The sequence below is a fragment of the Pseudomonas sp. 3-2 genome, assembly GCF_019710535.1.
In the GTDB taxonomy this organism is placed as follows: Bacteria; Pseudomonadota; Gammaproteobacteria; order Pseudomonadales; family Pseudomonadaceae; genus Aquipseudomonas; species Aquipseudomonas pharyngis.
Genome location: NZ_CP081200.1, coordinates 4,382,110 through 4,406,141, shown reverse-complemented (window position 1 = coordinate 4,406,141; position 24,032 = coordinate 4,382,110). Strand labels below are relative to the sequence as shown.

General features: G+C 59.8%; 23 protein-coding genes. 17 read left to right on the top strand and 6 right to left on the bottom strand.

Annotation, left to right across the window (positions count from 1 at the left end; all coding sequences use genetic code 11):
* Positions 1 to 49 precede the first annotated feature (49 nt).
* Both K3819_RS19890 and K3819_RS19885 read right to left on the bottom strand, forming a co-directional pair.
* Positions 50 to 313, bottom strand: coding sequence for a DUF4404 family protein (locus K3819_RS19890; RefSeq protein WP_007951611.1), 264 nt, complete (start codon positions 311 to 313; stop codon positions 50 to 52).
* A 107-nt stretch (positions 314 to 420) separates the two neighbouring features.
* Positions 421 to 1,041: an HAD family phosphatase gene (locus K3819_RS19885; protein ID WP_221397809.1), complete on the bottom strand. Its 621-nt coding sequence runs from the start codon at positions 1,039 to 1,041 to the stop codon at positions 421 to 423.
* Between the two features lie 185 nt (positions 1,042 to 1,226).
* Here K3819_RS19885 and K3819_RS19880 point away from each other — a divergent pair, with 185 nt between their 5' ends.
* From K3819_RS19880 to rssC, 3 genes are all read left to right on the top strand, one after another.
* On the top strand, positions 1,227 to 1,916 hold the full coding sequence (locus K3819_RS19880; protein ID WP_011335174.1) for a VacJ family lipoprotein: 690 nt from the start codon (positions 1,227 to 1,229) through the stop codon (positions 1,914 to 1,916).
* Positions 1,917 to 2,238: 322 nt separating this feature from the next.
* The gene (rssB, locus tag K3819_RS19875; protein WP_041475374.1) at positions 2,239 to 3,420 is read left to right on the top strand and encodes a two-component system response regulator RssB; all 1,182 of its coding nucleotides are present in this window, start codon (positions 2,239 to 2,241) and stop codon (positions 3,418 to 3,420) included.
* Positions 3,420 to 3,902, top strand: a complete 483-nt coding sequence (rssC, locus tag K3819_RS19870) for an anti-sigma factor antagonist RssC (RefSeq protein WP_003226553.1) — start codon at positions 3,420 to 3,422, stop codon at positions 3,900 to 3,902. The genes rssB and rssC overlap by 1 nt, the downstream gene beginning before the upstream one ends.
* A 73-nt stretch (positions 3,903 to 3,975) precedes the next feature.
* On the opposite strand, the gene tal is transcribed toward rssC, so the two are convergent.
* The gene (tal, locus tag K3819_RS19865; protein WP_039772777.1) at positions 3,976 to 4,902 is read right to left on the bottom strand and encodes a transaldolase; all 927 of its coding nucleotides are present in this window, start codon (positions 4,900 to 4,902) and stop codon (positions 3,976 to 3,978) included.
* 187 nt (positions 4,903 to 5,089) lie between these two features.
* Complete coding sequence (locus K3819_RS19860) at positions 5,090 to 6,034, bottom strand: glycosyl hydrolase family 5 (protein ID WP_085613132.1); 945 nt, start codon at positions 6,032 to 6,034, stop codon at positions 5,090 to 5,092.
* A 290-nt stretch (positions 6,035 to 6,324) separates the two neighbouring features.
* On the opposite strand from K3819_RS19860, the gene K3819_RS19855 reads away from it, so the two are divergent.
* Genes K3819_RS19855 through K3819_RS19820 form a run of 8 tightly spaced genes read left to right on the top strand, consistent with a single transcriptional unit; the run spans position 6,325 to position 15,811 of the window.
* Complete coding sequence (locus tag K3819_RS19855; protein WP_064598094.1) at positions 6,325 to 6,765, top strand: low molecular weight protein-tyrosine-phosphatase; 441 nt, start codon at positions 6,325 to 6,327, stop codon at positions 6,763 to 6,765.
* Positions 6,766 to 6,803: 38 nt separating this feature from the next.
* Positions 6,804 to 9,026 (top strand): polysaccharide biosynthesis tyrosine autokinase, encoded by a 2,223-nt coding sequence (locus tag K3819_RS19850; protein WP_221397808.1) that lies wholly within the window; start codon positions 6,804 to 6,806, stop codon positions 9,024 to 9,026.
* A 41-nt stretch (positions 9,027 to 9,067) separates the two neighbouring features.
* Positions 9,068 to 10,144, top strand: a complete 1,077-nt coding sequence (locus tag K3819_RS19845; protein ID WP_085649290.1) for a glycosyltransferase — start codon at positions 9,068 to 9,070, stop codon at positions 10,142 to 10,144.
* Positions 10,145 to 10,158: 14 nt separating this feature from the next.
* The gene (locus K3819_RS19840) at positions 10,159 to 11,271 is read left to right on the top strand and encodes a polysaccharide pyruvyl transferase family protein (RefSeq protein ID WP_039772772.1); all 1,113 of its coding nucleotides are present in this window, start codon (positions 10,159 to 10,161) and stop codon (positions 11,269 to 11,271) included.
* Positions 11,268 to 12,500: a polysaccharide biosynthesis C-terminal domain-containing protein gene (locus tag K3819_RS19835; RefSeq protein WP_221397807.1), complete on the top strand. Its 1,233-nt coding sequence runs from the start codon at positions 11,268 to 11,270 to the stop codon at positions 12,498 to 12,500. The genes K3819_RS19840 and K3819_RS19835 overlap by 4 nt, the downstream gene beginning before the upstream one ends.
* Positions 12,491 to 13,594, top strand: a complete 1,104-nt coding sequence (locus K3819_RS19830) for a hypothetical protein (RefSeq protein ID WP_011335164.1) — start codon at positions 12,491 to 12,493, stop codon at positions 13,592 to 13,594. The genes K3819_RS19835 and K3819_RS19830 overlap by 10 nt, the downstream gene beginning before the upstream one ends.
* Before the next feature lie 12 nt (positions 13,595 to 13,606).
* Complete coding sequence (locus K3819_RS19825; RefSeq protein ID WP_221397806.1) at positions 13,607 to 14,650, top strand: acyltransferase family protein; 1,044 nt, start codon at positions 13,607 to 13,609, stop codon at positions 14,648 to 14,650.
* Positions 14,651 to 14,662: 12 nt separating this feature from the next.
* Entirely contained in the window at positions 14,663 to 15,811 is a 1,149-nt protein-coding gene (locus K3819_RS19820) for a GDSL-type esterase/lipase family protein (protein ID WP_221397805.1), read from the top strand.
* Between the two features lie 3 nt (positions 15,812 to 15,814).
* On the opposite strand, the gene K3819_RS19815 is transcribed toward K3819_RS19820, so the two are convergent.
* Positions 15,815 to 16,222, bottom strand: coding sequence for a mannose-1-phosphate guanylyltransferase (locus K3819_RS19815; RefSeq protein ID WP_221397804.1), 408 nt, complete (start codon positions 16,220 to 16,222; stop codon positions 15,815 to 15,817).
* A gap of 47 nt (positions 16,223 to 16,269) precedes the next feature.
* Positions 16,270 to 17,103: a UTP--glucose-1-phosphate uridylyltransferase GalU gene (gene galU, locus K3819_RS19810; protein WP_134827553.1), complete on the bottom strand. Its 834-nt coding sequence runs from the start codon at positions 17,101 to 17,103 to the stop codon at positions 16,270 to 16,272.
* Positions 17,104 to 17,482: 379 nt separating this feature from the next.
* Between galU and galE the strand changes: the two genes are divergently transcribed.
* The 6 genes from galE (at position 17,483) to K3819_RS19780 (ending at position 23,682) form a co-directional block, all read left to right on the top strand.
* Positions 17,483 to 18,499: a UDP-glucose 4-epimerase GalE gene (galE, locus tag K3819_RS19805; protein WP_221397803.1), complete on the top strand. Its 1,017-nt coding sequence runs from the start codon at positions 17,483 to 17,485 to the stop codon at positions 18,497 to 18,499.
* 227 nt (positions 18,500 to 18,726) lie between these two features.
* On the top strand, positions 18,727 to 18,963 hold the full coding sequence (locus K3819_RS19800) for a hypothetical protein (RefSeq protein ID WP_003226528.1): 237 nt from the start codon (positions 18,727 to 18,729) through the stop codon (positions 18,961 to 18,963).
* Between the two features lie 90 nt (positions 18,964 to 19,053).
* A complete protein-coding gene (locus K3819_RS19795) occupies positions 19,054 to 20,169 on the top strand; it encodes a polysaccharide biosynthesis/export family protein (RefSeq protein WP_172829496.1) in 1,116 nt (371 codons plus the stop codon).
* Positions 20,170 to 20,180: 11 nt separating this feature from the next.
* Positions 20,181 to 20,846, top strand: coding sequence for a YjbF family lipoprotein (locus tag K3819_RS19790; protein WP_080770671.1), 666 nt, complete (start codon positions 20,181 to 20,183; stop codon positions 20,844 to 20,846).
* Complete coding sequence (locus K3819_RS19785; RefSeq protein WP_371855520.1) at positions 20,843 to 21,607, top strand: capsule biosynthesis GfcC family protein; 765 nt, start codon at positions 20,843 to 20,845, stop codon at positions 21,605 to 21,607. Before K3819_RS19790 ends, K3819_RS19785 begins: the two co-directional genes overlap by 4 nt.
* A complete protein-coding gene (locus tag K3819_RS19780) occupies positions 21,604 to 23,682 on the top strand; it encodes a YjbH domain-containing protein (RefSeq protein WP_221397802.1) in 2,079 nt (692 codons plus the stop codon). The genes K3819_RS19785 and K3819_RS19780 overlap by 4 nt, the downstream gene beginning before the upstream one ends.
* Positions 23,683 to 24,032: the final 350 nt, after the last annotated feature.

Here is a 24,032-nt window from a genome sequence, read left to right as displayed (position 1 = left end):
ATGAAAAAGCCCTGCCAGTGATGGCAGGGCTTTTTTGCATTCGCGGGTTTCAGATGCCCATGCTGTGCAGGGTAGTAGCAATGTTGCGCAAAGTACCGGCGATGGTTGGATGTTCGAGTTCAAAGCGTTCGACCGCCAGGTTCACACCATCGGCGATACTGTTTTCCTGAGTGGACTGTTCCAGTTTTATCTCGGATTCGATCTGCGCCATCAGGTCGTGCAGATGTTCGCGCTCTTCTTCGGTGAGCGGCGGAGTCTGATCCAGTTGCTCGCGCAGGGCATTGAGCTGTTTCTGCAGTTCTTGAGCGGGCATGGTTGTTTCCTTTTATCGAGAGGCACTTGCATAGACCGCAGCTGTGCGCCAAAGGTCTATGGCTCTCCTAAGACTAATCCACTCTTGGCCAACCTGCATGATCCCGGTCAGGGCTTTTCGCCTTTGAGGCGACGCAGGTTGATGTCCGCGAGGCAAGTGTCGAGCTCGCCCAGATGATCGATCACCGAGTGCACGCCGAGGCTGAACAGTTGTACGGTCGCCTTGCCGCGCAGTTGTTCGCGCTCCTTCTGGCTCAGGGCCTGCCATTCACTCGGCGCCAGGCCGCACAGTGAACCGCAGGACGCCAGGCCAATGGTCCACAACCCGGCATTGAGGCCCGATTGCAGCAGGCGCGGTTCGCCGCTGACCAGTACGCAACCGTCGAGGCGATCGACATTCAATCCCATCAACGTTTGCCAGCAGGCGTTGGGCGCTGGCCAAGGATTGATTGTTGCCGAATATTGCGATGGTTTGATCCAGTCTGGCAGCGCCGATGCCAGTACCTGAGTGCTCGCGGTGGACAACTCATCCAGCCAGGCGCAGGGAATTTGCTGGCGCTGCAGGCTGCGCAGGCTGTCGAGGGCGCCGGGTGTCACGTCGGCGTGTTCCGGGCCGATGCTGGTCTGATGGCGGGCGCGGGCGCCGAAGTCCACCAGACAGCCGCTGAGTCCGAACAGCACGGCGGTCAGCGTCGGTGCCGCGAGGGGCGAGGCTTCGGCTTGAGGCATGGAAAACGTCCCTGAAATAGCGATCAGGCTAGGCAACATCGGTGACAGTTGCATGACAGGCCAATGACGAAGCGTCCTACAGAGGGTTTCACCGGGGAACTGCCTAAAGCGCCGTTTCCGTCTTATACTGACGCACTAATCGCCGCGGCCCAGGTGCTGCGTCCGTACTATCCAAGGAGTTTTCTATGCGCTGGAGCCATCCTCTTGCTCAGCTTTGTGTATGTGCCAGCGTGATGCTGGTGCCGTTCGCCGCTCAGGCCGCAACGGAAGAAGACCCTTGGGAAAGCGTCAACCGTCCGATTTTCCAGTTCAACGATTTCGTCGACACCTATGCGCTGAAGCCGCTGGCGCAGGGCTACGAATTTGTTACTCCGCAATTCCTGGAAGACGGCATCCACAACATGTTCCGCAACGTCGGTGATGTCACCAACCTGGCGAACAACATTCTTCAGGCCAAACCGGCTGCGGCTGGCGTCGACACCGCGCGCCTGATCTTCAACACCACGTTCGGCCTGCTCGGTTTCTTCGACGTCGGCACCAAAATGGGCCTGAACCGCAGTGACGAAGACTTCGGCCAGACCCTCGGCTACTGGGGCGTGGGTAGCGGTCCTTACGTGATGCTGCCGCTGATGGGCCCGAGCACCCTGCGCGATGCACCGTCCAAATACGTCGACAGCTTCACCGGCCCGTACCGCTACATCAACGATGTGCCGGTGCGTAACTCGATTTTCGGCCTGAACATCGTCGACACCCGTGCCAGCCTGTTGTCCAGCGAGAAGCTGATCAGCGGCGACAAGTACACTTTCATCCGCAACGCCTACCTGCAGAACCGCGAGTTCAAGGTCAAGGACGGGCAGGTTGAAGACGATTTCTGATCTCGATTGATCGGTATGAAAGGGCGACCGCGAGGTCGCCTTTTTTGTGGGCGCGTCCAATGATCGGGTTACGGTAGAAGCCGTTCTTATAACTGCGAGTGATTTGACAAACAAAGTCTCCAAGCGACCATCGGCGCATGCTTGAAACGCTCGAAGGATGGGAGTACCGTCTGCGCCTTAGAAGGGCACCTCTGGTGCAACCGTGTGCGGCGCGAATGCTCCGAAGCGGTGCAGCAGAGAGGCTAGAAAGCGAATCCAGTAGTCTGCGCCGGGCCGTTGCCCCGCCTGCTACGCCAACCTAATTCTGGCGCCGTTTGCCCACATGCCAAAAACCAGTGCCACGCTGCTGATAATCGATGATGACGAAGTAGTGCGCGCGAGCCTCGCGGCCTATTTGGAAGACAGTGGTTTCAGCGTCTTGCAGGCCAGTAACGGCCAGCAGGGTCTTCAGGTATTCGAGCAAGACACGCCCGACTTGGTCATCTGCGATCTGCGCATGCCGCAGATGGGCGGTCTCGAACTCATCCGTCAGGTCACTGAGCGGTCGCCGCAGACACCGGTGATCGTGGTCTCGGGCGCCGGCGTGATGAACGACGCGGTCGAGGCCCTGCGCCTGGGCGCGGCGGATTACCTGATCAAGCCTCTCGAAGATCTGGCCGTGCTCGAGCACTCCGTGCGCCGGGCCCTGGATCGTGCGCGTCTGCTGCTGGAAAACCAGCGCTACCGCGAGAAACTGGAAAAGGCCAACCGCGAACTCGAAGCCAGCCTGAACCTGCTCCAGGAAGACCAGAACGCCGGTCGCCAGGTGCAGATGAACATGCTGCCGGAAAGTCCGTGGGCCATCGACGAATTCAGGTTTGCGCACCAGATCATCCCGTCGCTGTACCTGTCGGGTGATTTTGTCGACTACTTCCGGGTCGACGAGCGCCGGGTGGCGTTCTACCTGGCGGACGTGTCCGGTCATGGCGCCTCTTCGGCGTTCGTCACCGTGCTGTTGAAGTTCATGACCACGCGCCTGCTGTTCGAATCCAAGCGCAACGGCACGCTGCCGGAATTCAAGCCTTCGGAAGTCCTCGGTCATATCAACCGGGGGCTGATCAGTTGTAAGCTGGGTAAACACGTCACAATGGTCGGTGGAGTCATCGACGAGGAGACCGGTTTGTTGACCTATAGCATCGGCGGCCATCTGCCGTTGCCTGTGTTGTACACGCCTGACAGTGTTCGCTACCTCGAGGGGCGCGGTCTGCCGGTGGGGCTTTTCAACGAAGCCACCTACGAAGATCACGTGCTCGAGCTGCCACCGACGTTCAGCCTGACGCTGATGTCTGATGGCATTCTGGATCTTTTGCCAGAGCCCACACTCAAAGAGAAAGAAGCCGCTTTACCGCAGAAGGTGAAGTCGGCGGGCGGCAGCCTGGATGGTCTGCGGCAGGTTTTTGGATTGGCCACGCTAGGGGAGATGCCGGATGATATCGCCCTGTTGGTGTTGAGCAGGAATCTTTGATGAGTACCGGTAGAATCCAGTTCGCCGAGCAGGACGGCACCTTCGTCCTGAAGTTCGTCGGTGAAGTTCGCCTGACCCTGTGTTCGGCGTTGGATGCGACTATTGAAAAAATCTTCACCGCGCTGAATTTCAACGCGATCGTGATCGATTTGACCGAAACCCGCAGCATCGACAGCACCACCCTGGGCCTGCTGGCCAAGCTGTCGATCCTGTCGCGGCAGAAGGTCGGCCTGCTGCCGACCGTGGTCACCACCCACGAGGACATCACCCGTCTGCTGCAGTCGATGGGTTTCGAGCAGGTGTTCAATATCGTCAATCATCCCGTGCCGTGCCCGGAATGCCTTGATGACCTGCCGGATCAGGACCAGTCGGAAGAGGTGGTGCGGATCAAGGTGCTCGAAGCGCACAAGATCCTCATGGGCCTGAACGACTCCAACCGCGAAGCCTTCCATGACCTGGTGAATGCCCTCGAACGGCACTGATCAGCCAGACCGCAAGGCACAAAAAAGGGCGAACCTGTGAGGGTTCGCCCTTTTTGCGTTTGCGCTCGGCCGATTACAGCTTGGCTTGCAGCAGCGCCTCGAGTTTTTCCTGGTCACGGGCAAACTGACGGATGCCTTCGGCCAGTTTCTCGGTGGCCATCGCGTCTTCGTTGGACAACCAGCGGAATTGCGCTTCGTTGAGGCTTAGACGCGCCTCGCCAGCGTGGCCCGGAGCGAGTTTGCGTTCCAGCTTGCCGGTGTCGGCTGCCAGTTTCTCGATCAGGTCCGGGCTGATGGTCAGGCGGTCGCAGCCGGCCAGTTGCTCGATCTGACTCAGATTGCGGAAGCTCGCGCCCATGACCACGGTCTTGTAGTCATTGGCCTTGTAGTAGTTGTAGATGCGCGTCACGGACTGCACGCCCGGATCGTCGGCACCGGTGTAGTCGTTGCCGTTGGCCTTCTTGTACCAGTCATAGATGCGGCCCACGAACGGCGAGATCAGGAACACGCCGGCATCGGCGCAGGCAGCGGCCTGAGCGAAGGAGAACAGCAGGGTCAGGTTGGTCTGGATGCCTTCCTTTTCCAGGATCTCGGCGGCGCGGATGCCTTCCCAGGTCGAGGCGATCTTGATCAGTACGCGGTCACGGCCAACGCCGGCCTTGTCGTACAGCTCGATCAGGCGGTGGGCACGTTTGAGCACTGCGTCCTTGTCGAACGACAGGCGCGCATCCACTTCAGTGGAAATGCGGCCCGGGATCACTTTGAGGATTTCCTGACCGACCGCGACGCCGAAACGGTCGCTGGCCAGGCCGACATCGCCCTTGCAGTCGCCGACGCTGGCGTTCAGCAGTTCGGCGTAAGCCGGGATGGCCGCTGCCTTGAGCAGCAGGGAAGGGTTGGTGGTGGCGTCGACCGGTTTGACCCGGGCAATCGCTTCGAAGTCGCCGGTGTCGGCCACGACGGTGGTGAACTGTTTGAGTTGTTCCAGCTTGGAAGTCATGAGCGTGCTCTGTCCTATGGGTCTGGTGACATTACCCGAGCGTCGACAGCCACTCAAGGGCATGTCGGCGTATCGAGCGCCCCGGCGGCAACAACCTGAAAACGGCTGTTTGAAAGGCGGGGCGCGTATCGATCAATACGATGCCAAAAAGAACCACAGGTTCAAAGCAACTGACCCGCTGTACGGCTTAATCGGCATTCAAATGCGTCGAGACCGCCGTCTGTGCCGGTTTCGGCTGGCCGTCGGAGGTCAGCAGGCCGAAATTCTTCTCCCGGTCGTTGCTGCCCGACTCGCTGTTCTTCCATTCGTAAATCGACGTCAGTGGAATGTTGAGTTTTTTAACATCGGCGATGAACGCAGAGATTTTAGTGGCTTGCCCTTCCGGCCCGCCGTTGGAGGCGAGCGCCGAGACGCCCCATTCACTGATAACGCCCGGCAGACGGAAGTTTTGCTGGATGAAGGTCTGCGCGTTACTGATCTGCGTCGCGGTCATGCCGTAGGGGTGATAGGAAATGGCGTCCAGGCACTCAGGATAAGTGCCGAGGATGCTGTTGAGGGCCACGGTCGAGGCGGAGCCGGCCGTTGGCGGACGGGCAAAACCGAAGCCCACCAGAGGCGTCGATTGCGGTTTGCCCTGCAGCGTCTTGCACATGGCCGTCATGAACGGCACGAAGGTGTTCTTGAAGTCTCCGGTGGGCCAGTAGGTGTCGAGGTCCGGCTCATTCCAGATTTCGATCCCCACCAGTTGCGCGCTCCAGGCTTGCTCAAGCCCGCTCACCGCGTTGGCAAAGGCTTCACCGGCGGTGGTCAGGTCACCGGTCAAGGGTTTGGTGGCGCGAACGGTCATCAAGACCGGCAACCCGGCGGACCGCGCCGTCGCAAACGCATCGCTGATCTGTTTCTGGTAGGCCTTGCCGCCGAGGCTGTCGCTCCAGACGCCGAAGCGCACAAAGCTGAATCCGGCCGCTTTGATCTGCTCGGCGTCCGCCGGGGTGAAGTTCTGGATCTTGACCTGAACGCCAATGGTTCGGGTGGGCAATGACGGGAACAGCGTACTGGCGTGAACCTGCGCGGTGGCACTGAGCGTCAACAGGGCGGCGGCACCCAGATGTTTGAGATGTGCTGATTTCATGTCGGCTCTCCTGATGAGAATGACATCTAGCGAAGGGTTATCTCGTTACACAGGTTTCGAGGGCAATAAGGATGCTAAGTGCACGAATGTTATTTTTTGTCGGAAAACTTTCGCCTGAAAATCACAGTTATTTTTAGTCCGGTAATTCTGGTTGGGGGACTTTTAGAGGCCGTGGTACTTAATGCATCGGTATTAAGGGTGAATCTATTTCCGAGTGAAGGAAGGTCTTGCGGGTTCATTCGAATTTGCAAGGCATGTTGGCCGATTGACATTACACGGGAAAGTAAACCTTGTTCAAAAAGATTCTTGTCGTTTGCGTAGGCAATATCTGCCGAAGTCCGACAGCGGAACTTCTGTTGCGCAATGCACTGACACCCTCGGCGATCAGCGTGACCTCCGCAGGCCTGTCTGCACGGGTCGGCGAAGGCATGGAGTCGACCGCGCGCCGGGTGCTGGAAGACCGCGGGCACAGTGCCGAAGGGTTCAAGGCGCGGCAACTGACAGCAGACATCGTCAATGAATCAGACCTGATTCTGGTCATGGAAAAACAACATGTTAATCAAGTACTGAAGATTGCCTCTCACGCCAGGGGCAAAGTGTTTCTGCTGGGCAAGTGGCAGAGCGAACGAGAAATACAGGACCCGTATCGTCAGGGGCAAGCCGCTTTTATTCATGCCCATGCATTGATTGAAGATGCTGTTAGCTCATGGGCGCAACGCCTGGCGCGTTGATGAATATTCTTCAGTTCAGTGAATGGTAAGAAAGACTTATGCAGTTACCGTCAGTAATAGGCACCCGCGACAACGATCAAGACAGTATTGATCTTCTCGGCATCTTCGGCAGCCTGATCGATCAGAAATGGTTGATCGGTGCGTTCACCGGCGCGTTCATGATGACCGGTGTGGCCTATGCGATTTTGGCCACGCCGGTGTATCTGGCCAACGCGCTGGTGCAGGTCGAACCGAAAAAGAACGACATGCTCGGTTTTTCCGACCTCAACAGCATGCTCGGCGGGCAATCGCCGTCGGTGACCGAAATCGGCATCATCAAATCCCGCGCGGTAATCGGCAAAACGGTCGACGATCTGCGCCTGGACATCGACGTCACCCCCAACACCTTCCCGCTGATCGGCGGCTTTCTTTCCCGGCGCTATCGCGGTGAGACCGAACTCAGCGTCGCGCCGCCGCGTTTCGGCCTGAGCAGCTACGCCTGGGGCGGTGAACGCCTGGAGTTTGCGAAGCTCAATCTGCCCAAGGAACTGCTGGGCAAGAAACTCACCCTGATTGCCGGCGAACAACATCGCTTTCAGCTGTTGGACGACAACGACAACCTGCTGGTCGAAGGCGTGGCGGGCGAAGCCTTCGCGCAGAACGGCGTAGAAGGGCAGGTCGCGCAACTGTTGGCCAATCCCGGGACCCGTTTCGAAGTGGTGCGCAACCCACGAATCGTGACCATCCAGGGTTATCAGGACGCGCTGGACATCTCCGAGCAAGGCAAGGAGTCCGGCATCATCCGTCTGGCCCTGGCCAGCAGCGACGCCGCCGAAGCGGTGAAGATCCTCAACAAGATCGCCGCGCTGTACGTCGATCAGAACGTGCGCCGCACCTCCGCCGAAGCGGCGCAAAGCCTGGCCTTCCTGCAAAGCCAGTTGCCGCAGGTCAAGCGTGATCTGGCCAAGGCCAGCGATGCGCTCAACGCCTACCAGACCCACGGCAAGACCGTGAACATCTCCATGGAAACCCAATCGGTGCTCGGCCAGTCCGTGGCCCTCGAAACGCGGATTTCCGAGCTGAAACTGCAACAGGCGGAGATGGATCGCAAGTTCACCAAACAGCACCCGGCCTACCGCGCGCTGATGACCCAGATTGGCGAATTGACCCAGCAACAGCGCTCGCTGGAAGGCAAGGTTCAGGACCTGCCAGCCACGCAGCAGGAACTGCTCAACCTGACCCGCGATGTCGAAGTCGCCTCGCAGATCTACACCCAGTTGCTGAACAAATCCCAGGAGCTGGACATCGTTCGCGCGGGCGCTGTGGGTAACGTGCGTCTGGTGGATACGGCGGATGTCGACCTGACCAGCCCGGTCAAACCGAAAAAAGCCCTGATCGTGTTGATCGCCACCTTCCTCGGCGCCTTCGTCGGCGTGGCGCTGGTGCTGTTGCGCAAATCCCTGAGCAAGGGCCTGGAAGGGCCGGAAGGCATCGAGCAGCTCGGCTTGCCGGTCTACGCGTCGATTCCCTACAGCGCTCTGCAACAGGAAGAGGACAGCAAAAAAGTCCGGGCCAAAGTCGCGGCGGACACGCCGGCGTATCTGCTGGCCCTGCGCAACCCGACGGACCTATCTATCGAATCGATCCGCAGCCTGCGCACCTGCCTGCACTTCGCCGCACTGGATTCGACCAACAACCGCATCATGATTTCCGGCCCGAGCCCGCAGGTCGGCAAGACCTTCGTCTCTTCCAACCTCGCGGCGGTCATGGCGCAGAGCGGGCAGCGCGTGGTGCTGATCGACGCCGACATGCGCAAGGGGCATCTGCACAAGACGCTGAACACGCAGATCACCAACGGCTTGTCCGATCTGCTGGTCAAGCGCTGCACCCTCGAACAGGCGATCAACAAGGTCGAAGTCGACAACCTGCACTTCATCAGCCGTGGCCAGGTCCCGCCCAACCCTTCCGAGCTGTTGATGCACGCCAATTTCCGCGACCTGCTGGCGCAACTCAGCGAGCGCTATGACGTGGTGATCATCGACACGCCACCGCTGCTGGCGGTGACCGATGCGGCGATTGTCGGTCGCGAAGCCGGCATCAGCCTGATCGTCGCGCGGTTCGGGGTGAACCCGGCCAAGGAAATCGAGATGACGATCCGGCGTTTCGCCCAGAACGGTATCGAGTTGAAAGGCGCGGTGTTCAACGGCGTCGAGAAGCGCGCGGCCAGCTATTACGGCAACGGCAGCTATTACAACTACGAATACGCGTCCGACCAGTCCTGAAATTCAGCGACGGTCCTTACAGGCATGAAAGTGGGTGAGTTGTGAAAAAAATACTGCACGTGGCGGAAACGATCAAAGGTGGGGTGGCGACGGTCATCCGCACAATTTCGGCGGCTCCCGAAGACGGGCGCTATGAGCTGGTGTATCTGGTCCCGCTCGACCAGAAGAAAGAGCTGCACGGCATCGATCCACAGCAGATCCGCACCTTCGCCCGAAGCGGGCGGAATGTGCCGTCGCTGCTGCGTTTTGCCTGGCAACTGGCGCGGGTCCTGCTCAAGGAAAAACCCGACGTGGTGCATTTGCACAGCACCTTTTCCGGGGTGATCGGCCGTTGCGTGTGCGTGCTGCTGCGACCGTGGCGCAAGCCGAAAATCGTCTACTGCCCCCATGCGTTTTCGTTCCTCATGGAAAGCTCGCCGATCAAGCAGAAAGTCTATGCGGGGATCGAGCGGGTGCTGCAGAAAGTCACGGACACGATCATCTGCGTCAGCCAGTTCGAGCTGGACAAGGCCGCGAAGTTTGGCATCGAGCGCAAGCGCATGACGCTGATCTACAACGGCATCGATCACAAGCATGAAGAACGCAAGGCCAACGATCCGGCACCGATTCATCTGCTGTTTGTCGGTCGCCTCGACTACCAGAAAGGCTTCGACGTGTTGCTCAAGGCCTATACCGAAGCACAGCGCAGCGACCTGAAACTGACGGTGGTGGGCAGTGCGGTGAACGAGGACGTGGTCGAATGTCCGCCGCTGGACGGGGTGGAATACCTGCCCTGGGTGACGCCAACCGAAGTGCACGCGCTGTACCAGAAAGCCGATGCGCTGATCGTGCCGAGCCGCTGGGAAGGTTTTGCCATGGTGCCGCTGGAAGGCATGGCGCTGGGCCTGCCGGTGATCGCCAGCGACTGCACGTCGTTGCCCGAACTGGTCACCCATGGTGTGTCCGGTTACGTGTTCCCTGCCGGTGATCACCAGGCGCTGGCCGATCGGCTGAAGAAAATCCAGAAGCCTGCGTTGTCGGCCCTCGGCATCGAAGGTCGGCGCATCGTCCGCGAGCGTTTCAGCGCCGCGTTGATGATCCGCCAGACCTACGACGTGTATTCCGCTCCCTCTTATTAAGTAGAACTCCGCTCATGAACGTAACGATTTTGCATGGCTACAGTGCCTCCAATTCCGGTGATGGTCTGCTGGTCGATCTGGCCATTGCGCTGGTGCAGCGCAACTTTGGCGAAGACACCGCGATCAGTGTGGTGGCTTCCGACCCGGACTCTTTCAAGTACCTGCCGCACCCGCGCTTCGATGCGCCAGTCATGGCGGCCAAGGGCCTGGGCCGGGTCAAGCAGGCGGTGTTCCTCAATCAGTCCTACGCGGGGCTGGCGGATCTGTTGAAGAAAACCGATCTGATCGTCGGCGTCGGCGGCGGCTACATGCGTTCGAAGAGCGCCTTCGAGCACATCAAGCTGAAACTCGGCCACGCCAAGCAACTGGAAACCGCGATCCTCAGCAAGGTGCCGTCGGTGTACCTGCCGCAAAGCATCGGGCCGTTCCACGGCGACAGCGACAAGATCGTCGGCCACTACGCCAGCGCCGACGCGGTGTTCGTACGCGATAACCGCTCCTCGGCATTGTTCGATGCCTGTGAAAATGTCTACCGCGCACCGGACCTCGCAGTGCAGGCCCTGGCCGGCAAGATCCTCCAGCAACCCAAGTTCACCCGCTGCGCCTCGACCCCGGCCACGGTGTGCGTGGTGCTGCGTAAACCGCCGGCGTGGAGCAAGGAAAAGAAGCTGGCCTACGTGGCCAACCTGAAAGTGCTGCTGCAGCGCTTGAAGAACAAAAGCAAAGTGGTCTGTGCGGTGCAGAGCGCCGTGCGTGGTAACGATGACGGCGCGTTCTATCGCGAACTGGGCATCACCGAGGACCTGTTGCCGTTGAAGGCGACACTGGCCAAATACCAACCGGACCTGGTGATTTCCGTACGCCTGCACGGCGCGATCGAATCGCTGCTCTCGGGTGTCCCGGCGTATCACATCAGCTACGAGCGCAAAGGCTTCGGCGCCTATCAGGACATGGGCGTCGAAGACTGGGTCATCAACGGCGGCGACATCAATGTCGACACCATCATCGACACGGTTTACGCACCGGACGCCCTGTCGAATTTCGGCAAACGCCTGACTGACACCTGCCGCGAGATCGAGGCGAAAACCGTGGCCATGGACGACATCATCAAGGGCGTCATTCGATGATATTCCGGCTGTTGCTGCGCGGCGGGGCACTGGGCGCGAAGTTCCTGCTGGTGCTCGCCATCACCCATTACCTCGGTTACGAGGCGCTGGGTTTTTACGGCGTGGTGGTCGCGGCGTCGTTGATCGCATCGAAGTTCTACAGCGTCGGTTTCAGTTCCGAGATCAACCGGCTGATCAGCGTGGGCGGCAGTTCGCGCCGGGTCGTGGACAAGGTGCTGCTGCTGTACCTGGCCGTGGGCCTGGCGTTGTCGGTGCTGACGGTGGTGATTTATTCACTGTTCCAGTCGGTGGAGGCGACCACCGCGCTGATCGCCTGCGTGACGCTGGTACTGCTCACCGAACACCTGTCGTTCGAGGTCAACTCGTTCGTGTTTTCCGCGCAGAAAGCTACACCGGGTGCCTTGCTGTTTTTCATCAAAAGCGGCCTCTGGGCACTGTTGGCCGTAGGTGGAATGATGCTCGGCTGGGTCTCGGGCATTGCCAGCGTACTGTGGCTGTGGGTCATCGCCAACGTGTCGGTGATCGTAGCCGGTTACCTCATAGTGGTGAGCGCTCACCGCGGGCGTGAGGAAGGGGAACTGGCGACGTCGACCGTGTGGAAGGCAGGTTTGCCGTTTTACCTGGGCACGGGTCTGGTTGCGCTCAGTCAATGTGTCGAGCGCTTTCTGATCGTCGACCTCGAACCTTACGCCAGTCTCGGTAAGTATGTGTACGCCTGGTCGGCGGCCAATACGTTGCAGGCGTTGTCCTACGCGGTGGTGGCAGTGGTCGGTATCCCGGTGCTCGCCAAGCGTTTTCAGGGTGATCAGCAAGCGTTCACGGTCAGACACTTGTTTATCAACAAATGGGTCATGCGTTCGCTGCTCGTGTCAGCCTCAGTGGCGGCAGGGATTTATCTGTTCTTCAACATCGTTCTCGATTACGTCGCGACATCGGTGCCACGCCCGGACAATGGAGTCCTCGGTGTGCTGATCTTTTCCTTCGCTCTGCGCGCCATTGGCGACATCGTCTGGGGCGGCTTGATCGCGTCGAAAAACAGTCGGGTGTCCCTTGCCAGTGCGGCCATTTGCCTGCTGGTGTCGGTGCCGGTCAGTTACGTGTTGATCAAGCATTATTCGATTTACGGAGCGGCTTGGGGCAGTGTCTTCGGGATCACCGTGCAGCTCGCCGTGATCGCGCTGCTGACCCGTGCCACGCGGGCGAAAAAGGCTGTCGTGTCATGGGCCTGAAACTGCCGTGCATCGAGTTTCGTGGTCGCCGTCTCGATTCCTCGCTGTCGTTCCTGATCCTGTTCACCGGGCTGTTTCTGTCGGTGGCGATGCCGCTGCTGGTGCCGCGCGATCCGGGCCCGGACGCGATGACCCTGTGGTCGTCCTATGCCCGGGCCGACAATTGTAATTTCTGGAACCCGTTCTCGCCGGATCGCTCGTCCTACGAGTGTTCGGCATTCCTGCTGCGGCCCACCGGGATCAACCTGACCAACGCCTGGGCCTACGGGATGTTCTGCAACTTTTTCCTCACGGCCATTCCTGTGGTGGTGTTCCGGCGCATGCCGCTGACCATCTTCGGCACCCTGTGCCTGTGGGGCATCGTGCGTTCGTTTTTCCTGGAAAACCTGACCAAGGAAATCATCGTGTCGGTGGCGGTGCTGAGCATTCTGTTCAGCTCGCTGACGCGCAAATATCGCGGCGGTTTTTTCCTCTCGGCGGTGATCTACGGCGTGCTGATCCGGCCCTACTGGATTTTGTTTTCGCTATCCTGGGTCGGCGTCTGCGTGATGAAGAAATACGTCTCGCGCACCACCTTCTTCCTGATGCTGTTCCTGTTCTATCTCGCAGTTGCAATGGCGATCCAATTGGCGCTGGGCTTTCCGGTGTCGTCGATTCGTGCCAGCAACAACGAACTGCGCACGGCGGGCGAGGAGGGGTCCAAATCGCTGATCGTCTCGTGGCTCAGCGGCAGCGACTTCGTCTCGCAGGCCCTGGACTCGATGATCATTTTCTTCCGCTTGTCGTTCCCCGTAGAGCTGATTCTGCTGTCCGGGCCGGGTCAGGTGATCTTCGTCGCGTTGATGATCATGACCGCGCTGCTGCTGTTCAAAGTCATCACCTCGACCGATTACAAGGGCGCACCGATCCAGACCAAACCCAAGGAACTGATCGCGATTCCGCTGGCGTTTCTGCTGGTTCAAGGCTTGTTCGAGCCGGACTTCGGTTCGTTCGCCCGGCACTTTTCGATGGTGGTACCGGTGCTGTTCGTGGGCCTGGGGTTGATGTTGCGGGCGAACAAACCGGTGAAGGTTGAATCAAGAATTCTGAATTGAGGCGGGTGCTTTATGTCGAGCAAGAAAAAGTCCCTGGAGATCGAAACCCTGCGTGGCCTGGCGTGCCTGTTGCTGGTGCTCTATCACGTGATCGGGCCGTTGGGCGGTGGTTTGAAAATCGACCTCGGCTCGCCGTTCCGGGTGATCGCCGATTCGATGGTGTACGTGCGCATGCCGCTGTTCACCTTCATCTCCGGCTACATCTATTCCCTCTACAAGATTCGCGGCAATGATTTTTCCGCGTTCTTCAGCGGCAAGGTGCGGCGGCTGATCGTGCCGCTGTTTTGCGTGGGCGTGCCGTTCTCGGTATTGCAGGCGGTGGGGCCGGGCGTGAACAAGGACGTCAGCGTGATGGATGCGCTGTTGTCGTTCTACGTGCCGATCAACCACTTCTGGTTTCTGCAGGCGGTGTTCATCATCTTCATGTTCGTCGGCCTGCTGGAGTGGCGCGGTTTGTTGCGTACACCGACGCGCCTGTACCTGTTGTTCGCCTTCGCGGCGGCGGTGTTCCTGTTGCCGCCGTTTCCCGTGGACGCGTTCGGCATCAACGGGGCGATTTATCTGCTGCCGTTCTTCGTGGCGGGCATGATCGGCCAGGAGAAAGTCAGCGAGCTTAAGCAGACGTTCAAGGTGATCGGCCCGCTGGTGTTTGTGCTGATCTCGCTGACGCTGCTGTACGTGGCGGCGGTGGATCGCGAGCTGATTGTCGACCGCCGCAGCCTGATCGGCCTGACGGTGGGCTGCGTATCCTGCATCGCGTTACTGTCGAGTGACATGCGCTCGAAGACGCTGACCTGGCTTGGCGGTTACTCCTACGCGATTTTCCTCTTTCACGTATTGTTCGCCGCTACGTCGCGTTCGATCCTCGGCCGCCTGGGTGTGAAGGACGAAAGCGTGCTGGTGTTCTGCGGTTTGACGTGTGGCTTGCTCGGGCCTGTGGTGTTGTCGATGATTTTCAGTCGGTTCAACTTCACTTCCGTGCTGTTTCTCGGCGAACGTGCGGCGATGAAAAAGAAGCCGGCGGCGACCATTGCCCCGGTGGCGCAGATTCGATGAAGGAAGCGATTCATGCTGGCTGTTGATGATGTGCCGCCGGTGGCGGCGTCGGTTGTGCAGGTCGGCGACGCTCGCGAGCGGTTTGGCCAGTGGCGTGAAGGCAAGGCCGGCAAGGTGTTGTCGATCTCGGTGATCGGCGACAGCTACAGCGCCGGGCAGGATTTCTACCTGAACAAACTGGTGCAGCGCGTGGCCGGGGAGGTCGGGTTCGCCGGGCCGGGTTATGTCGGGTTCAATCACGGCGCAGCGCTGGGCGGCACGCATTTCAAGTACACCCGCAGCAGCGAAAAATACTTCGGCGGCGACTGGCAGGTCTCCGCTCTCGGTCAGGCCAGCCCCGACAGTCGCACGGTGACCGGGCGCCCCGGCGCCTGGCTGCAAGTTGAGGCCAGTCCGACGCCCGCCATCAACACCGCGGTCACTCAGGCGAAACTGCTTTACCTCGGCAACGGTGAGTCCAGTGAGTTGCGTTATCGCTGGTCACCCTCCGCCGACTGGCAGCCGTTGAAACTCGCGGGCGAGGGCGTACAGGAAGTTCCGCTGCCCGGTACGTCGGCCGCGACCGATTGGGCCTTCAGGCTGGAAGTGGTGAAAGGCGCGCCGACCCTGTTCGGTCTGTGGCTGAGCAACGATCAAAACGGGGTTCGGGTCTCGAAACTGGCGGCGTCCGGCGCGGCGTCCGCTGATTTCTACCACGACGATGCCCGCTGGCAGGCGCAGTGGAAAGCCGTGGTTTCGAAGATCCCCGCAGACATTTACCTGATCATGCTCGGTGGCAACGATCAGGGTTTTGGCGTGAAGCCCGAGCAATATCTGCACAATGTTCAGGGGCTGGTCGGCATGCTCCGCGAGATTCAACCGGCGGCGAGCATCAACCTGATCCTGCGTCAGGACACCACCCGCTCCAGTGCGTATCCGATGTCGGCTTATGCGCAGGTCATCGAGCCCTGGGCCCGTGAGCAGCGTCTGGGTTATGCCAACCTGCAATGCGCGTTCGGCACCGACGTCAAACGCTACGCGGCGGCCATGATCGGACCGGACAAGATTCATCCGGTGCCGGCCACGGGCGGGCGGGTGATTGCCGATTACTTCTATCGTTGGGTCGTGGGCGGACAGCAAAAAGTCTCGCCACAGGACAACTGTGGCGAGACTTTGAAGTAGCCGTCAGTTGTCGAACAGATCCAGATGGCTCAGCAGCTCTGCGGTTTTCTGCGGCATCAACTGCGTCACGCAACGGGTTTCCACGTTGACGATGATCGCCGGGTCGTTGCAGTAGATCCGCACGCGAAAACGCCAGTCGCTGAAGATCATCTTCAGGCCGTCGCGGTCATCGACCTCCAGCGCCTGTTCGCCGTAGATCCGTTTCAGGTGGGCGAGCAGGGGATAGGGATCGCGCATCGCTCGGCGTATGTCCCCGGACGAGGGAAACACGCCGATGCGGTCTACCAGCAGCAGGGTGCCCAGCCACGGGCCATTGGCGCTGGGCAATGGCTGATGGCGGGATAACCAGCTCATCACCCCGAGGTTGTCCACCTCACGTTCAATCTCTGCGGAATGTTGTGCAATGTTCATGGTTGCCTCGTTGGATGTGCGTGCTGCGATGAATCAGTGGGGGCCGCTCAGCGGCCCTTCAGGTAGACGTTGTCGTAGCAGAAGTTGGTCGCCTGCAGGTAACCCTCGGCGTCGCCGCAGTCGAAGCGCAAGCCTTTGAATTTGTAGGCCAGCACGCAACCGTTCTGTGCCTGTTTCATCAGGGCGTCGGTGATCTGGATTTCGCCGCCCTTGCCCGGCTCGGTGTCGGCGATCAGGTCGAAGATGTCGGGCGTGAGGATGTAGCGGCCGATGATCGCCAGGTTCGACGGTGCGTCTTGCGGGGCCGGTTTTTCCACCATGTGGTTGACCCGGTAGATGCCGTCGGAAATCGCCTCGCCGGCGATCACGCCGTACTTGTGGGTCTGGTCGCGCGGGACTTCCTGGATGGCGACGATCGAGCAGCGGAATTTCTTGTACAGCTCGATCATCTGCGTGAGCACGCCGTCGCCTTCGAGGTTCAGGCACAGGTCGTCCGCGAGAACCACAGCAAAGGGCTCGTCGCCGATCAACGGGCGGCCGCTGAGAATCGCGTGGCCCAGGCCTTTCATTTCCACCTGACGGGTGTAGGAGAACGTGCAGGTGTCGATCAGCTCGCGAGTGCCGGCCAGGAACTTCTCTTTCTCGGTGCCACGAATCTGGTGTTCGAGTTCGTAGCTGATGTCGAAGTGGTCTTCCAGTGCGCGCTTGCCCCGGCCGGTGACGATTGCCATGTGTTGCAGGCCGGCGTCCCGTGCTTCTTCTACGGCGTATTCGATCAACGGCTTGTTGACGATCGGCAGCATTTCCTTGGGCATGGCTTTGGTGGCCGGCAAGAAACGCGTGCCATAACCGGCAGCGGGGAACAAACATTTACGGATCATAAAAGTTTCCTGGTCATTCATGGCGCACTGCCATCGTTTATTGCAATAACGAAGGTTGCAAGTTATTGAAGCTGTACTTTAATACCTGACTCGGGAGATGAGTGGCAAATAGCAATGAGTGTAAAACACGACAATGTTATGAGATGTCGGTTTGACAGTTATTGGTTATTTTTAGTCGGCATCCGTTGATAGTGATGAATGCGCGGGAGTGCTAATAAGTACCAGGTAATACAGTTTGGCTTGTAAAAATATTTATAGCCAGTGATTGAACTGTTTTTGTTTCTGGTTGTTGTCGCGCTGTTTGTGTGAATCAAGACACACATTAAACAAGCAGCGCTTGACACGCGAGTTGGCACTTTTCCCACTTATGGACCGCGCTATGAAGATTCTGGTAACGGGGGGCGCCGGCTATATCGGCTCGCACACCACACTTGCACTACTTGAAGCAGGTTATGAAGTTGTAGTTCTGGATAATCTTTGCAACAGCAGCGACGCCGCCTTGCACGCGGTGGAAGCCATTTGCGGCAAAAGTGCGCTGATGATTCGCGGGGATGTTTGTGACCGGGCCTTGCTGGACCGGATTTTCCAGCAGCACGCTATCGACGCCGTACTGCATTTCGCCGGGCTCAAGGCTGCCGGCGAGAGCGTGCGCAAGCCGCTCGAATACTACGAAACCAATGTCAGCGGCAGCATCACGCTGTGCCAGGCAATGGCAGCGGCGGGGGTGTTCCGGCTGGTGTTCAGCTCGTCCGCCACGGTCTACGGCGAGCCGGCGCAGATGCCGATCCGCGAGGATTTCCCGACCGGCACTCCGACCAATCCCTACGGCCAGTCCAAGCTGATCGTCGAGAACGTGCTGCGCGACCTGTGCCAGTCCGAACCGCGCTGGAGCATTGCGCTGCTGCGCTACTTCAACCCGATCGGCGCGCATCACAGCGGGCAGATGGGCGAAGACCCCAACGGCATTCCGAACAATCTGGTGCCTTACATCAGCCAGGTGGCGGTCGGCAGCCTCAAGGAGTTGTCGATCTTCGGCGACGACTACCCGACGGTTGACGGCACCGGCGTGCGTGATTACATCCACGTCGTCGATCTGGCGGACGGGCACTTGAAAGCCCTGCAAACCATCGCCGACCGCACTGGCATTCATACCTGGAACCTCGGCACCGGCGACGGCTACAGCGTGTTGCAGGTGCTGCGGGCTTTCGAACAGGCCTGCGGGCAGCCGGTGCCTTACCGGGTAATGCCACGGCGTTCCGGGGATATTGCCGAGAGCTGGGCCGACGCCTCCAAGGCCGCCAAGGAACTCGGCTGGAAAGCCACACGCAACTTGCAGGACATGGTCACCGACACCTGGCGCTGGCAATCGAATCATCCCCGGGGTTATCAGGGATGATGGCGTTTTAGTGCAATGTTAGTTTCAGTCAGGTTGTTAGATATCGTCGGGAAATTAGACTGGCAATGCCTTTTGCAAGTCCGTAGATATAAACCTGCCGTTCGACTTTTATCAGTTGCGTAAGACTGTGAAAGAACAACGGATCTTGTTCGCGCTTTTTGCGACTTGAACTCTACCACCTCTAACCAACACCCGATGTTCAGGTGCGATGTTAGAAAGGAGTTGATATGAAGAAAGTGATGGCGATCGCCCTGTTGACGATGTTGAGCAACTGGGCCTCCGCAGCTGAAGCGCCGCTTACAGCAGTGACCAATGTATCTGGCAGTGTCGCGGCTTCTACAGCGCCTGCTGCCAGTACTGCCATGGTCGCCAGTGCTGTCGCGGCGTCCAACAGTGGTGGAAGTGCCAACGGCGGTACAACGGGTACCACCGGTACCACGGGTACAACCGGCACGCACAACTAACTGAAGTATCTGTTGGTGCAGTACAGGGTCGCCCGACGAAAGTCGGGTGACTTTGTTTTTGGATTCGCCCTTGAATAGCGTAGTGCCATTATGACCCGTCGTTTTTCTCTTTTATTGTTGGCAAGTATCGCTTTGCAAGGTTGCATGTTCTCCCCCGGCCAGTACCTGAGCACCAGTAGCATCACGCGCCAGGGCGCCAGCGAAAGCAGCCGGGTCGAGCTCATTCCGATCACCCCCAAGCTCATCGCCATGAACCGCGCCACGTACAAACGTGAGTCGGTGCCGGCGGAGTTGTTGGCGACCCCGGCCGAATACCGCATCGGCAGCAACGATGTGCTGTACATCACGGTCTGGGATCACCCCGAGCTGACCGCCCCTTCGGGTGCGCAACAGCAGATCGACGCCAACGGTCGTCTGGTGCGTTCCGACGGCACGTTGTATTACCCGTACATCAAGGAAGTCCAGGCCGCCGGCAAAACCATCCAGCAACTGCGTTCGGACATCGAACAACGCCTCTCGGCGTTCATTGCCGAGCCGCAAGTGGATGTCGCGGTGCTGCGTTTCGCCAGCCAGAAAGTCGTGGTCTCGGGCGCCGTCACCAAGGCCGGCCCCCAGGCGATTTCGACCAACCCGCTGAGCGTGGTCGAGGCCCTCGGTTCGGCTGGTGTCGATACCAACAATGCCGACTTGTCCGGGCTGATGCTGACGCGCAACGGGCGGGTCTATCCGCTCAATCTCGATGCGCTCAATCAGCAGGATTCCGAATTGCAGAACGTCTACCTCAAGGGAGGCGATCAGCTGTATCTGCCGTACAACGACAACAAGCGCATCTACGTGATGGGCGAGGTCAACCAACCCCGTGCGCTGAGCTTCAAGACCGCCACCATGAACCTGTCCGACGTGCTCGGCTCGGTCGGCGGCTTGAGCCAGACCACCTCCAACGGCAACGCCGTGTATGTGATTCGCGGGGTGGAAAACCTCGACGTGGAGCCGGCGAAAATCTATCAGCTGGAAGCCGAATCGCCGACCGCCATGGCGCTCGCCTCGCACTTCGAAGTCCGGCCTCAGGACGTGGTCTACGTCGGGCCTGCCAACGTGACTCGCTGGAACCGCCTGATCAGCCAGTTGGTGCCGTCGGCATCGATTGTCGGGACCGGGGCTTCCGCTGCGAAGAACTGGAGCGAATACAGTAACAACAGCAAATAAGGCCGCCGACTGTGAAAACGTTGAAAGTGGGCGTGTGCCTGATGGCGGCCGTTTTGCTCAGTGGCTGCAATCCGCTGATGAGCGCTTCGTTGAACAACCTCAAGTCCGCCGTCATCGGGCCGGATGAACTGGACGTGTCGGCGGAGCAGGTCGCGGGGGTCAAGTATCCCCAGCTCAAACTGACCACGCCGTCCGGGTCCGGGGTGCTGGCGCTGGTGCGCGAGCGCGAGGACCTGCAGTTCTGGGTCGCCTCCGGCAAGCAGGTGCTGCTGATGCGCGACGGCCTGGCCATGCGCACTGTCGGCCTGGGCGTGGAGGGTGATCTGGACGGCACGCGCCTGTCCGATGACTCGCCGTTCAAACAGGGCCTGCATCGCATCACCGACGGCTACACCAGCCGCCGCTGGATCGACCTCTACAAGGGCCAGGAAGTCGGGATCATCGTCAACAGCCGCTTCTCCCGAAAATCCCTGGAAACCCTCGACATTCTCGACAAGGAATACTCCGTGCTGCGCGTCGATGAGCAGATTGACGCGCCGGCCATCGGCCTGCGCGCGACCAACCGTTACTGGGTCGATCCGGTGGACGGTTTCATTGTGCAAAGTGAACAGCAACTGACCTCGCAGTTGCGGGTCAGGATCGTGCAGCTGACCCCTGACCGCAGGCATGTCCCGTGAAGCGGCTAAGAGCGCTCTCGGCGTGCCTGATGTTGCTTGCCGGTGCCAGCGAGGCCGCGGTCATCGTCAGCGGTGATGTCGCCAACCCGGGCCCGATCGAATTGCCGGCGGGCGGACGTTTGCGCGATGTGATCGGCGAGGCCGTGCCGAATGCCGAAGGCTACTGGCTGGCGGGTGTGCTGTTGCGTCAATCGTTGCTGGAGGAACAGACGCGGCTGAAGGTCGGCGTGCTGTTCGATCTGGATGTGCTGCAACGCATGGCGATGCTGTTCGACAAGCCGAGTCGTGCGGCGCTGGCACAACGACTGGCCGAGCAGGTCCGGCAGATGCCGGTGACCGGGCGGCAGATCGCCGATCTCGATCCGGTGGCGGTGGAAGTCGGTTTCGCCCGCAACATCCGTCTCGACGATGGCGATCAACTGATCTACCCGAAACGGGTCGACGAAGTCGAAGTGCTGGGCGCGGTCGCCGAGCCGTGCCGCCTGCCTTATCAGCCGTTGCAGGAGGCCCGCGAATATCTGCAGGGCTGCACGTTGCTGACGGCGGACGCCGATGCCGATTATCTGTGGCTGATCCAGCCCAACGGCGAATCGCGGCGGGTCGGCATCGCCCACTGGAACCGCGAGAGCGGGCAGATGCCCGTGGCCGGCAGCAAGATTCTGGTGCCGGTGAAAAACGATGATCTGGATCCGCCTGTCCCTGAACTGAATCAGCAGTTGGCCGAATTGATTGCCACGCAGTTGGCTGAGGTGGTTCGTTGAATTTGCGTTTTGCAGCTGTGTTGTTATTGCCATGTGGCCTGGTGCATGCCGAGCCACGGATTACCCAGAATGACTTCGGCGGCGTCGGTCTGTTGCAGACCCCGACCGCGCGCATGTCGCCCGCCGGTGAGTTGAGCGTCAACGCCAACCGCACCGAACCGTACAGCCGATACAGCGTTTCGTTGCAGCCGCTCGACTGGCTGGAAGGTTCGTTTCGCTACACCGCCATCACCAACCGTCCGTACGGTTCCGAAGCGCTGAGCGGCAGCCAGAGCTATAAGGACAAGGCGGTCGACGCCAAGGTCCGGCTGTGGCAGGAAAGCCACTGGGCGCCGGAAGTGGCGCTGGGCTTTCGAGACATCGGCGGTACCGGTTTGTTTGCCAGTGAATTCTTCGTGGCCAACAAGCGCTACGACAATTTCGATTTCAGCGCCGGCATCGCCTGGGGTTACATCGGTAATCGCGGCGATGTCGACAACCCGTTGGGTTCGATCAGTGACCGCTTCAACACCCGCCCGGATCTGGAAGGCACCGGTGACGTCAACGCCGGCTCGTACTTTCGCGGCAAGCCATCGTTTTTCGGCGGCGTGAGTTACCAGACGCCCTGGGACCGCCTCAGCCTGAAACTCGAATACGAAGGCAACGACTACAAGCACGAGCCCAAGGACAACATCATCAAGCAGGACTCGCCGATCAACCTTGGCGCGGTGTTCAAGGTGACCGATTCCGTCGATGTGAGTGCGGCCTGGGAGCGCGGCAACACGGCGATGTTCGGCATCACGTTCCACACCAATTTCGTCAGCCGCAAGGCCCCGGCCAAGACCTTCGACCCACCGGCCGAACCGCTGCCGGCGAAGGCGCCGACCGCGACCATGGAAGAGGTCAACTGGGCCGACGTATCCCGGCGCTTGCAGCAGAACGCCGGCTACAAGGTCGAGCGCATCACTCAGCGCGATTCCGAACTGATCGTGTACGGCGAGCAGCAGCGTTATTTCCATTCGCCCAAGGCTGTCGGCCGCGCGAGCCGGATTCTCGACAACAGCGTCAACGACGACATCGACTGGTTCACCGTGGTCAACAAACGCTACGACCTGCCGCTGGAAGAAACCAGCGTGCCCCGGCAGACCTTCCGCGAAGTGATCAACAACGAAGAACCGCTGGAATCGCTGCACCGCACCACCGAGATCAACCCGGCGATGCCGCGCAACGAGAAAACCCTCTACACCGAAGCGCCGCAGCACTTCAATTACGGCGTCGGCCTGGGCTTCAAACAGAACGTCGGCGGCCCCGATGGTTTGCTCTATCAGTTCACGGCGGATCTGGACGCCGAGTACCGCTTCAACCGCAACACCTGGTGGAACGGTCTGCTCAGTCAGAACCTGATCAACAACTTCGACAAATTCACCTACGACGCCCCCAGCGGCCTGCCGCGCGTGCGCACCGACTTGCGTCAGTACCTGACCACGTCGGACACCACCATGCCGCTGTTCCAGGTCAGCCACGCCGAGCAACTGGACAAGGATTTGTACGGCATGGTCTACGGCGGTTATCTGGAATCGATGTTCGCCGGGGTCGGGGGCGAGGTGCTGTTTCGTCCGACCGGCAAGCGCTGGTCGATCGGTGCGGACCTGAACTACGTGCGTCAGCGTGAGTTCGACCAGGGTTTCGGCCTGCAGGATTACTCGGTCTGGACTGGCCACATCACCGGCTACACCGACCTGCCATTCGACACGCTGGCCGCAGTCAGCGTCGGGCGTTACCTGGCGGGCGACTTTGGCGGCACGGTGGACATCTCCCGCGAGTTCTTCAACGGCGTGCGCTTTGGCGCCTGGGCGACCATCACCACCGCCGGCAGCGCCGAGTATGGCGAGGGTAGTTTCGACAAGGGGCTGTACCTGTCGATCCCGTTCGACGAAATGATGAGCATGTCGACCATGCGCCGCGCCAACCTGGTGTGGGCACCGCTGACCCGTGACGGCGGCGCGCGGCTCAACCGCAGCTTCCAGCTGCATTCGATGACCGACAGCCGTGAAGGGGACATGTTCTACCGCAACTTCGGGAAGATTACCGAGTAGGTTCGGAAGAGCGGGAAGAAAAAGCGGGAGCCTGATGGCTCCCGTTTTTGTTTGTGGTGAAGGGGGATCTTGATCCAGCCATGATTGCTGTGGGAGCTGGTGTGTTGCGGGTGGTTGGCAGGTTCAAATCTGGTGTTGAATGATCCGGCGCCTTCGTCGGATCGCCGCCCGGACCAAGCCCGCTCCCACAGGTTATCGGGTGAGGTCGCAATCTTCAGCATTCCCCTAATCCCTGTGGGAGCGGGCTTGCCCGCGAAAGCGTCTGTTCAGGCGACATCAGAGGATCTGTCACTCTTGGGTTTCAGAGCCCCGACCAACCCCCAAATCCCGCCCACAAAAAAGGGGACTTT

What these genes read in the sequence shown, in the direction of transcription:
- K3819_RS19890 (WP_007951611.1), bottom strand. Translation starts at nt 313, where the DNA reads ATGCCCGCTCAAGAACTGCAGAAACAGCTCAATGCCCTGCGCGAGCAA.
- K3819_RS19885 (WP_221397809.1), bottom strand. Translation starts at nt 1,041, where the DNA reads ATGCCTCAAGCCGAAGCCTCGCCCCTCGCGGCACCGACGCTGACCGCC.
- K3819_RS19880 (WP_011335174.1), top strand. Translation starts at nt 1,227, where the DNA reads ATGCGCTGGAGCCATCCTCTTGCTCAGCTTTGTGTATGTGCCAGCGTG.
- rssB (WP_041475374.1), top strand. Translation starts at nt 2,239, where the DNA reads ATGCCAAAAACCAGTGCCACGCTGCTGATAATCGATGATGACGAAGTA.
- rssC (WP_003226553.1), top strand. Translation starts at nt 3,420, where the DNA reads ATGAGTACCGGTAGAATCCAGTTCGCCGAGCAGGACGGCACCTTCGTC.
- tal (WP_039772777.1), bottom strand. Translation starts at nt 4,902, where the DNA reads ATGACTTCCAAGCTGGAACAACTCAAACAGTTCACCACCGTCGTGGCC.
- K3819_RS19860 (WP_085613132.1), bottom strand. Translation starts at nt 6,034, where the DNA reads ATGAAATCAGCACATCTCAAACATCTGGGTGCCGCCGCCCTGTTGACG.
- K3819_RS19850 (WP_221397808.1), top strand. Translation starts at nt 6,804, where the DNA reads ATGCAGTTACCGTCAGTAATAGGCACCCGCGACAACGATCAAGACAGT.
- K3819_RS19840 (WP_039772772.1), top strand. Translation starts at nt 10,159, where the DNA reads ATGAACGTAACGATTTTGCATGGCTACAGTGCCTCCAATTCCGGTGAT.
- K3819_RS19835 (WP_221397807.1), top strand. Translation starts at nt 11,268, where the DNA reads ATGATATTCCGGCTGTTGCTGCGCGGCGGGGCACTGGGCGCGAAGTTC.
- K3819_RS19830 (WP_011335164.1), top strand. Translation starts at nt 12,491, where the DNA reads ATGGGCCTGAAACTGCCGTGCATCGAGTTTCGTGGTCGCCGTCTCGAT.
- K3819_RS19825 (WP_221397806.1), top strand. Translation starts at nt 13,607, where the DNA reads ATGTCGAGCAAGAAAAAGTCCCTGGAGATCGAAACCCTGCGTGGCCTG.
- K3819_RS19820 (WP_221397805.1), top strand. Translation starts at nt 14,663, where the DNA reads ATGCTGGCTGTTGATGATGTGCCGCCGGTGGCGGCGTCGGTTGTGCAG.
- K3819_RS19815 (WP_221397804.1), bottom strand. Translation starts at nt 16,222, where the DNA reads ATGAACATTGCACAACATTCCGCAGAGATTGAACGTGAGGTGGACAAC.
- galU (WP_134827553.1), bottom strand. Translation starts at nt 17,103, where the DNA reads ATGATCCGTAAATGTTTGTTCCCCGCTGCCGGTTATGGCACGCGTTTC.
- galE (WP_221397803.1), top strand. Translation starts at nt 17,483, where the DNA reads ATGAAGATTCTGGTAACGGGGGGCGCCGGCTATATCGGCTCGCACACC.
- K3819_RS19800 (WP_003226528.1), top strand. Translation starts at nt 18,727, where the DNA reads ATGAAGAAAGTGATGGCGATCGCCCTGTTGACGATGTTGAGCAACTGG.
- K3819_RS19795 (WP_172829496.1), top strand. Translation starts at nt 19,054, where the DNA reads ATGACCCGTCGTTTTTCTCTTTTATTGTTGGCAAGTATCGCTTTGCAA.